The organism is Lactobacillus delbrueckii subsp. delbrueckii DSM 20074 = JCM 1012 (assembly GCF_001433875.1).
Taxonomy (GTDB): domain Bacteria; phylum Bacillota; class Bacilli; order Lactobacillales; family Lactobacillaceae; genus Lactobacillus; species Lactobacillus delbrueckii.
The window spans coordinates 1-9,342 of the sequence record NZ_AZCR01000057.1 but is presented as its reverse complement, the minus strand read 5'-3'; the positions used below and the strand labels follow the sequence as shown (position 1 = coordinate 9,342).

The 9,342-nt window shown below is 49.4% G+C and carries 6 protein-coding genes and 2 pseudogenes; 2 read left to right on the top strand and 6 right to left on the bottom strand.

Translation table 11 applies throughout. The annotated features are described in order from the left end of the window. Positions 1-105: 105 nt before the first annotated feature. Positions 106-1,644, top strand: a pseudogene (locus FD23_RS07180) (ClC family H(+)/Cl(-) exchange transporter). Between the two features lie 76 nt (positions 1,645-1,720). On the opposite strand, the gene FD23_RS07175 reads toward FD23_RS07180, so the two are convergent. From FD23_RS07175 to FD23_RS07150, 6 genes and pseudogenes are all read right to left on the bottom strand, one after another. After that, on the bottom strand, positions 1,721-3,031 hold the full coding sequence (locus FD23_RS07175) for an NCS2 family permease (protein ID WP_052933821.1): 1,311 nt from the start codon (positions 3,029-3,031) through the stop codon (positions 1,721-1,723). Between the two features lie 217 nt (positions 3,032-3,248). Further along, positions 3,249-3,995: an amino acid ABC transporter ATP-binding protein gene (locus tag FD23_RS07170; protein ID WP_003616418.1), complete on the bottom strand. Its 747-nt coding sequence runs from the start codon at positions 3,993-3,995 to the stop codon at positions 3,249-3,251. Positions 3,996-4,014: 19 nt separating this feature from the next. Next, a complete protein-coding gene (locus FD23_RS07165) occupies positions 4,015-5,472 on the bottom strand; it encodes an ABC transporter substrate-binding protein/permease (RefSeq protein ID WP_025896180.1) in 1,458 nt (485 codons plus the stop codon). A 243-nt stretch (positions 5,473-5,715) separates the two neighbouring features. Continuing rightward, complete coding sequence (locus FD23_RS07160; protein WP_003611175.1) at positions 5,716-6,414, bottom strand: deoxynucleoside kinase; 699 nt, start codon at positions 6,412-6,414, stop codon at positions 5,716-5,718. A gap of 21 nt (positions 6,415-6,435) precedes the next feature. Further along, positions 6,436-7,083 (bottom strand): deoxynucleoside kinase, encoded by a 648-nt coding sequence (locus FD23_RS07155; RefSeq protein WP_025896178.1) that lies wholly within the window; start codon positions 7,081-7,083, stop codon positions 6,436-6,438. Positions 7,084-7,282: 199 nt separating this feature from the next. Continuing rightward, positions 7,283-8,456, bottom strand: a pseudogene (locus tag FD23_RS07150) (IS256 family transposase). 431 nt (positions 8,457-8,887) lie between these two features. On the opposite strand from FD23_RS07150, the gene FD23_RS07145 reads away from it, so the two are divergent. After that, positions 8,888-9,307, top strand: a complete 420-nt coding sequence (locus FD23_RS07145; protein ID WP_052933820.1) for a hypothetical protein — start codon at positions 8,888-8,890, stop codon at positions 9,305-9,307. Positions 9,308-9,342 lie beyond the last annotated feature (35 nt).

The following is a 9,342-nucleotide window of genomic DNA, read 5'->3' as shown; positions in this document are numbered from 1 at the left end:
GATTTTTTGTGCTCCAATCCAGTGAAAACGATTTTTCTTACTGGATCGGAACAGTGTTCAGTTTAATTTTACAATCGGCGTGCAAAAAAGGTGGGCAAAAATTATATGGAGAGTGAAGAAAGACAAACGCGCAAATCAAACTTGCGCTTATTATTCGAAGCCCTGGTCGTGGGCCTGGTGGCGGGCATTGTTGTCGGCAGCTTCCGCTGGCTGATCGGGCAGACCCTGGCCATGTGGCAAAAAGGCTACCAGGCAGCGCACGCTAACCCAGCCCTCTTGTGGCTCTTAGCCGGGGGAGTTCTGGCCAGCGTGATCGTGGCCGGCTTCTTAGTCAAGCAGCAGCCCCATGCCGGCGGGTCCGGGATTCCTGAAGTAGAGCTCCAGCTGCAGGGCAAGCTGCAACTGGCCTGGTGGCCAATCCTCTGGCGGAAGTTCATCGGCGGGGTCCTGTCGATCGGGTCTGGCCTCTTTTTAGGCCGGGAAGGTCCGTCAATCCAATTGGGCTCAACGGTCGGCCAGGGGGTGGCCCAGGGCTTCAAGGCTTCAAAGAGCGACTCCCGGGTCCTCCTGGCAACCGGGGCGGCCAGCGGCTTGTCCGCGGCCTTCGGGGCACCTTTGGGCGGGGCCATGTTCATCGTTGAAGAAGTCTTTCACAACTTTTCTCCCCGGGTCTGGCTGAACGCTTTAGCCGGAGCCATCATGGCCAACTTTGTGGTTTCTAATGTCTTTGGCCAGACTCCGGTCTTAGCGATTGACTACAAGCACAGCTTCCCCATCCTCCAGTAATGGCAGCTGCTCTTATTGGGGGCTTTCTTGGGCTTGATCGGCCGCTTCTACCAGTGGGGCCTGCTCAATTTCAGCCATGTTTATCAAAAAATCCCCGTCCTGACGCGTTGGCTGCACGGGATCATCCCGGCCCTCATCTTAGTGCCGGTCATGTACTACATCCCAGGCTATGTCGGCGGGGGCAACAACTTGATCTTGAGCTTGAACCAAATTCACGCCGTAAATGTCCTGGTCTTGATCTTCCTCTTGCGGATCAGTTTTTCCATCGTGTCTTACGATTCTGGCCTGCCGGGCGGGATCTTCCTGCCGATCTTGACCATGGGGGCCCTCTTGGGGGCGGTTTATGGCCAGTTCATGGTTGACCTGGGCCTTTTGGACCAAAAATTGGTCGTCAACTTGATCATCTTCTCCATGGCCGGGCTTTTTTCAGCCATCGTCCGCTCTCCTTTTACCGCTATCATGCTGATCGCGGAAATGGTCGGGTCACTGCTGCACCTCATGCCTTTAGCCGTGGTCTCAGTTGCCGCTTATGTAGTCAACGAACTGCTGGGCGGGGTGCCGATCTATGAAAGCTTGGCTGGCCGGATGCAGACCAAAGAAGACAACGACTATGTTGGTGAAGCAGACCAGCTGACTATTTCCATTTATGAAGGCAGCCAGTTGGCTGACCACCAGGTCAAGGAAATCGCCTGGCCGGACCGCACCCTGGTTAGAGTTATCCACCGGGGGCAAAAGGATATTATCCCTAATGGGAATACCAGGCTGTTAGCCGGTGACCTTTTAGTCTTGGAAATTGACGAAAACCAGCGAGGCCTGGTCTATGACAAGATGGCCAGCCTGCAAGAAGCCAAAGAATAAAGCTAAAAATGCATCAGAAAAAGCCCCGGCTGGAGTCGGGGCTTTTTAGCTTGGCAAAAATTGTTATTGTTAGCGTTTAGACGTTCAAGATCAAGAAGTAGATCACGAAGACTACAGCCAGGATCCACATCATTGGGCTGACTTCCTTGGTCCGCTTGGCAGCAGTCATGGAGATCGGGTAAACGATCAGCCCCAGGGCCATCCCGTCAGCGATGGAGTAGGTCAAGCCCATGCCAATCACGATCAAGAAGGCTGGAACAGCGATTTCCAGCTTGTCCCAGGAGATCTTGGCCAGGTTGGCGGCCATCAAAACGCCGACGATGATCAGGGCTGGAGCAGTAACCGTAGTTGTTACCACGCTCAAAAGCGGGCTGAAGAACATGGACAAAAGGAAGAAGATACCAACCCAAACGGCAGTCAAACCTGACCGGCCGCCGGCAGCGATCCCGGATGAAGATTCAACGTAGGTGCCAACCGGTGAAGTACCGATGATGGAACCAGCCATCATGGCCGTTGAGTCAGCCGCCATGGCCTTGCCGATTCTTGGCATCTTGCCGTCCTTGTCAATCAGTCCAGCCTGGTGAGCCAGACCGATCAAGGTACCAGTGGTGTCAAAGAAGGCCACCAAGAGGAAGGTTAAAACGACCGTCCACATCTGCACCGTGTTGATGTCGCCCAGGTGGAAGATAGCTTGGCCGAAGCTTGGCTTCAAGCTTGGCGCCAATGAAACGACTGAAGTCGGCATCTTGCTTTGGCCAACCAGGATGCTGAAGATTGAAGACAGGACGATCCCGATGAAGATCGCGCCTGGCACCTGCCGGATCATCAAGAAGATGGTTACCAGCAGACCGAAGATGGTTACCCAGGCAGCTGGGTCCTTAAAGGAACCGATAGTTACCAAAGTAGAAGCGCTGTTGACAACCAGCTTGCCGTTTTGCAGGCCCAGGAAGGCGATGAAGATCCCGATCCCGGCGGAAATGGCAAATTTCAAGTCATTAGGGATGCTGTCAACGATCAGTTCCCGCAGCTTGAAGACCGTAATCAAAATGAAGATGATTGAGGCCAGGAAAACAGCGGCCAGGGCAGTCTGCCACTTCACCTTCATGCCGATGCAGACAGTGTAGGCGAAGAAGGCGATAAGACTCAAAGACGGGGCAGTAGCGATCGGGTAGTTGGCAAAAATACCCATGATAAGACAGCCGAGCGCGCTGGCCAGGGCAGTTGCCGTGAAGACCGCGCCCTTGTCCATCCCGCTGGCGGCCAAGACGCTAGGGTTGATGAAAAGGATGTAGCACATCGCGAAGAAGGTCGTCAGACCAGCGATGAACTCCCGCTTAGGGTTTGAACCGAGCTTGTCGAGCTCGAAATACTTGTTAATAAATTCCATTTGATCCTCCAGTAGGTAATGTTCGGAATTTCCTCCGATAGAAGGGGGTATTTCTACCTTAACATGGAATTAACCGGATGTAAATACGAATTATAATTTTGCTAGTGATTATAAAGTGTGTTTCCATTATTTTTAGCCGCTAAAAAGCGCTTGAGCATGGCAACTCAAGCGCTTTCCTTTTATTTTTTCACTTGCTTTTAAAAAATCTAAATTCAGCTTAGATATTCAAAACCTTGTTCAAGAAGTTCTTGGTTTCTTCTTCCTGCGGGTGGTCGAAGATTTCTTCCGGCGTCCCCAGTTCCTTGATCACGCCGCCGTAGAAGAAGGCAACCTTGTCAGCCACCTGCTTGGCGAAGCCCATTTCGTGGGTTACCACGATCATGGTCATCCCTTCTTGGGCTAGTTTCTTCATAACGTTCAAAACGTCGCCGACCATTTCCGGGTCCAGGGCACTGGTCGGTTCGTCAAAGAGCATGACATCCGGCTTCATGGCCAGGGCCCGGGCGATGGCTACCCGCTGCTGCTGGCCGCCGGACAGGGTAGTCGGCTTGACGTCAGCCTTGTCATCCATGTTGACCATCTGCAGGTACTTGTGGGCTTCCTTGATGGCCGTTTCCTTGTCTTCCTTGCCCAGTTCGACCGGAGCCAGGGTGATGTTTTCCAGGACGGTCATGTTCGGGAAGAGGTTGAAGTGCTGGAAGACCATGCCGATCTTTTCCCGCATCTTGTTGATGTCGACCTTTGGGTCAGCCAGGTCAACGCCATCCAAGTAGATGTGGCCGTCTTGGAAGTCTTCCAGCTTGTTGATGCAGCGCAGGAAGGTACTCTTGCCTGAACCAGACGGACCGATGATGCAGACGACTTCGCTTGGCGCGACGTCTAGGCTGGCGCCCTTGATGACTTCATGAACGCCGTCATAGCTCTTGTGCAGGTCAGTTACCTGAACCTTGTATTTTTCTTCCATGGGAAAAGCCTCCTTTTAACTAATGTTGCATCTTCTTTTGAATGTAGTTGGACAGCCAGGTAAGCAGGGTGATGATGATCAGGTATATTACGGCGATGATCAGCCACATCTTGAAGCCCTGGAAGTTCTGAGCGATCAAGTTGGCACCAGTTTGCGTCAAGTCCATGACCCCGATGGCGGAAAGGATGGACGTGTCCTTAAGAGTGATGATGAACTGGTTGACCAGGGATGGAATCATCAGCTTGAAGCCTTGCGGGGCAACAACCTTCCACAGGGCTTTGTAGTAAGGCAGACCCAGGGACCGGGCCGCTTCCCACTGACCCACGTCAACTGATTCGAAGCCCCCGCGGACGATGGCCCCGATGTAGGCCCCTTCGTCTAGCATCAAAGTCAGGATGCCGGCGGTAAAGAGGGGCAGCTTGTGGCCCAGCAAGGTTGGCATGCCGATGTAAATAAAGAAGGCCAAAACCATCATTGGAATCCCACGGAAGATGTAGATGATTACGTTGGCCAGGCCATGCCAGAATTTGTGTTCAGCGATCCCCATGATCCCGAGGATTAAACCGAAGACCAGGGCGGCCAGGATGCCGACGATTGAGAGTTCGATGGTCATCCACAGACCTTGCAGAAGAGCGCCGGCGTTGTCCTTGATTAAGCCCAAAATTGAAGTATCAGCTACGACTTGGCTCTTAACAGCCTTCTTGCTGGTGTACTTGTTGACGATCTTCTTTAAGCGGCCAGTCTTCTTCAGCCAGGCCAGACCGTCGTTGAACATCTTGAGGAGTTCCTGGTTTTCCCCCTTCTTAACGGCAAAAGCCAGAGGGGCGTTGGAAACCTGCTTGCCGACGATACGCAGGCCGGTCCCGTTGGCAATCCCGTAGCGCAGGGACGGACCATCGTCGAAGCAGGCGTCAGCGTTGCCGGCCTTGACGTCAGCCCAGGAAGTGTTGGAGTTGGTGTAGTACTTCAGCTTGAAGCCGTACTTTTTTTGGATGGACTTGGCATAGATAGCAGAAGTAGTCCCGGTCTTGACGTTAACCGTCTTGCCCTTGAGGTCCTTCATGCTGGTGATCTTGCTGTCCTTGGCCACGGCCAGGCAGACCCCGTCAGTGTAGTAGGAGTTGCTGAAGTCGATGGTCTTCTTTCTTTCTTCAGTCACGCTCATGCCGGCGATCATCCCGTCGATCTGGCCAGACTGCAGAGCCTGGACGTCGGCGTTGAAGGACATGATCTTCAGCTCGTACTTAAAGTTTTCGTGCTTGGCGATTTCCCGGAGGATTTCGATGTCAATCCCCGGGTTCTTGCCATTGTAGGTACCATCCTTGTCTTGGATTTCAAAGGGCTTGAAAGTCTGGTCGGTACCGATGATGTAAGTCTTCTTGCTAGCAGCCTGGGCCTTGGGCGCCGTTAAGAACAGCGCGGCGATGAGCAGGCTGACTGGCAGCAGGAGAAGTTTGCGAAGTTTCTTTAAATGCATGTTATCTTTTCACCCTTTTTCATAAATAGTTTCTTCCGCTAGAAAAGCAGATCGTCAATATTGTATCACGTTTTTTAGAAACGGTTTATTTTATACAGCTTATCTTTGGATAAAAGCAACCGGTACCAATTTTCTTTTTAAAGTGAAACCCCATAAAGAATTAAAAAAATCGTTCTACAAGGCTGAAAGCTAACTAAACAAAGAATTTAGCCTAAATAAAAGAGCCCCCGTCAGGGGAGCTTCTTAAGATGAAAATTCGATTGATTCGGTGGCAATTTCACCGGCCTGCCAGTTCTTTGGCAGCTTGCCCACTTGCTTGAGCTTCTGGGTGATCTGGTCCAGGACTTCAGTCCGGTCGCTTTCGCTGGCCATGAAGTCGTAGTGGTCGCCGTCGATCATCATCTTTGGTGAGTAGTCGTAGTCGTCATACCACTTCTCATAGTAGCGGAGCATCCGCTTGTAGTAGTCTTCCAGGGTCGGGTCGAAGCTGAGCTGCTCGTAAGACCGGCCTCGCTTCTGGATCCGTCTGATCATTGTTTCATAGGAAACATTGATGTGAACCAGGAGGTCAGGATGGCGCTTAGGCATCCGCTCCAGTTCCTTCATCATGCTTTCCAGCAGCTCGTCGTAGGTCTGGACTTCCAGGTCATTGGCCCGGCCGATGTCGGCGTTCATATGGAAGAAAAGAGAATCTTCATAGATGGACCGGTCCAGGACGTTGTTGTCGTCGCTGAGGGCTTTTTTAATGCTGTGGAAGCGCGTGTTCAAGAAGAAGAGCTGCAGCAGGTAGGTGTACTTGAGGGGGTCCTTGTAGAAAAGCGGGAGGACAGGGTTGTCATCGACGCTTTCGTAGAAAGGCTTGGTCCCCAGATATTTGGAAAGAATTGCGGTTAGGCTGGATTTGCCGGCTCCAACGGGCCCACTTAGTACAATAACGGTCATCACGTTCCTTCTAACAACTAACTATAAATTACCGATTTCGCGCAGCTTGTTGTCGATGATGTCCAGAACCAGGTCCTGGTCATCGATGTTGTCGACAAAGTCGTACTTGTCACCATCGATCATCATCTTTGGTGAAATGTCATATTGTTCATACCAGGGCTCGTAGTAGCGCAGGAGGTTCTGGTAGTATTCCTTCAGGCCCGGGTCGGAGTCGAGCTGTTCGAACTTCCGGCCCCGCTTGCCGATCCGCTTGAGCATGGTGTCAAGGGAAACGTGGATGTAGATCAGGAGGTCCGGCTTCTTGCGCGGATTTCCTGGCACGTCTTCCATCATGTTGTCCATCAGGTCGTGGTAGATCTGATATTCAGTTGGGTCAGCAACCCCGTTATCGACGTTCATGTTGAAGAAGAGCAAGTCTTCGTAGATGGACCGGTCTAAAACGTCGTTGTGGTTGCCGGCGGCGGCGTTGATTTCAGCCAGCCGCTTGTTCAAGAAGTAGGTGTTCAAGAGGAAGGTGTAGCGCTTCATGTCTTTGTAGTACAAAGGCAGAATCGGATTGTTGTTGACCTCTTCGTAATATGCTGTTGAGCCAAGGTGCTTGGCGAGGATACTGGTTAAACTGGATTTGCCGGCTCCAATTGGGCCACTTAAGACAATAACGGTGATCACACTCTTTCTATTCATACTATACTAGATCTACGTTGCTCTAATAGTTTATTGCAAGATATAGTGCCTTAGCAAGCTTTTTGTCCAAAAAGCTTTTTTATGTGATAGAGGAATAATTTGCCTGGAGGGGGGGAAAGAGTAAAATTTTTGACTAACTTAAACTTCCCACTTTTGTAAGTGGGAAGTTTAAGTAATTATTGTTTTAATAGAAGTATAATTCCAACGTGTCTGTCACCCGACCAAAGCCTTTATGAGTCCGCTTGGCATTCCGGTCATTGTAGCCGATAGCCTGTACACCTAAGAAGTTGTCTAGGGACTCTTCAGTTGGAAATTCTGACTTTGGCTTTGTCTTGCGTTTGATCATGTTGTTCATCGACTCGATCATGTTCGTTGAGTAGATCGAGGGCCAAATCTGCTTAGGGTACTGGTAAAAGACCAGCAGCCAGCAGGTCTTCCTCAATCTTCTGCAGATTCTTGATCATGCTTGAGTATTTTGAGTCGTATTTGTCATAGAAAGCGTGGAGAACCGTTTCTGCCTCTTTTAAGCTAGATTGCTTATGAACTTGCTTGAAGTCGTCCAGAGCCTCTTTACAATCGTTTACACGGACTTTCCCCTTGATATTTCGCATAACTAGGCAACGTTGGAATTTAGATTTTGGGTAATACTGCTTTAGCATGTCTTTAATGCCTACAAACCCATCTGACAGGAATAGCTCAACCTGCTCAAGGACGCGTTCCTTGAAGTTGGAAATCATTTCACCCCAAATTCCGATATTCTCCACCGGGGCAGATAATCAATGATCTACTTATGGCCATTAGGCTTAATCCCAACAGCCACATAGACTGCCTCACGCTGGTACGTATCTCTACGCAGAGGAATGTAAGTGGCGTCGAGATACACGCAGAAGAACTTGTCGCTCAGCTGACGTTGGTGATAGTTTTCGACCTTGCTGGCAACCTGCTTAGAGATGTTGGCGACAGTGCCAGCTGAGTAATAGCTGCCCTACATTTTCTCAATCAAATCATTGATCTCCCGGGTCGTTACGCCATGCGAATAGAGCTGAATCACGGTTGATTCTAGCGTATCAGTGCGTTGGCCGTATGCTGGGAGAGTATGTTGGTGAAACTCACCTTTTCTGTCCCGAGGAACTTGAACTTTGATCGGTCCGAATTGAGTTTTAACTTGTCTAAAATAGCTACCGTTTCTAGAGTTTCCAGAGTTCCAATCCTCTCGAGCATAGGGATCATAACCAAGAAAGGCAGTCAATTCGCTTTCTAGGAGTTGATCGAGTCCTAGAAAGCTGAGTACGCATGAATTCATCGAATTTCTCTTTGTTCAATAGCGCATTGAGGCATTCTTTGTTAAAATCAGTCATAGGGGATTTTCTTTCGTATTGATAGTGTTCAAATTAATTATACGGAAAGGGAGTCCTTTTTTTATACCCAATTTGAATTTAGTTTAAGGAACTGTTCATCCTTACACATAAAATTATACAGTTCCTTTTTAACTGCTAGGCTATAATTTATAGATAAATAAAAGCAAGCACCTACCTACGTAAAAAAGTGCCTGCTTTTATTTATTATCAAAAAAATTCCCATCTATATTTATAAAAGGTTATCATAGCAATTGAAATATTGACTAACTGACCTTTAATGCTAACTTCCCAGAGCAATCAAACTCAAGTCCTTTGAGAAAGTGCCTTAAACCTGCAAAAATACTGTATTTTTAGCACATCTTTGCTTGCATTGATGTGCTTTTCTATGTTATCGTTTGAGTATTATATCATACTCAATGAAGGAGGCCATCATGTACTACAACTGCCTGGTTAATATTCCTAAGAACACTGGTAAAATTTCCAGAAATAAACGGGGGAAGACTACCTATATCGAATACACTTATGCTAGAGAGTACCTTCCCGAGAAGAAATACAACGTCGCCAGAAGAACGACCATTGGGAAAGCCGATCCAGATCATCCGGGAATGATGTTCCCGAATCCCAACTTTGAAAAGTTCTTCCCTGATGTTGAGATTCCTGCCGAGGGAACGGCGGCTGAACCAGTTAATGAATCAAGAAGCAGCTGTATTCGCATCGGTGCCTTCTCCGTAGTCAGAAGAATTATTGAAGACTACAAGCTCGCTGAACACTTGAAGCGCTGGGATGACCGGGGAAATGGACTGCTACTATCTGAGCGTACCTTCGGCACTGAAAGAGCTCGAAAAGATTGAGCTGATACGCCAGCCGAATGGCAACTATAAGCTCG

Coding starts and splice junctions, on each gene's coding strand:
- FD23_RS07175 (WP_052933821.1), bottom strand. CDS start 3,031: ATGGAATTTATTAACAAGTATTTCGAGCTCGACAAGCTCGGTTCAAAC.
- FD23_RS07170 (WP_003616418.1), bottom strand. CDS start 3,995: ATGGAAGAAAAATACAAGGTTCAGGTAACTGACCTGCACAAGAGCTAT.
- FD23_RS07165 (WP_025896180.1), bottom strand. CDS start 5,472: ATGCATTTAAAGAAACTTCGCAAACTTCTCCTGCTGCCAGTCAGCCTG.
- FD23_RS07160 (WP_003611175.1), bottom strand. CDS start 6,414: ATGACCGTTATTGTACTAAGTGGGCCCGTTGGAGCCGGCAAATCCAGC.
- FD23_RS07145 (WP_052933820.1), top strand. CDS start 8,888: ATGTACTACAACTGCCTGGTTAATATTCCTAAGAACACTGGTAAAATT.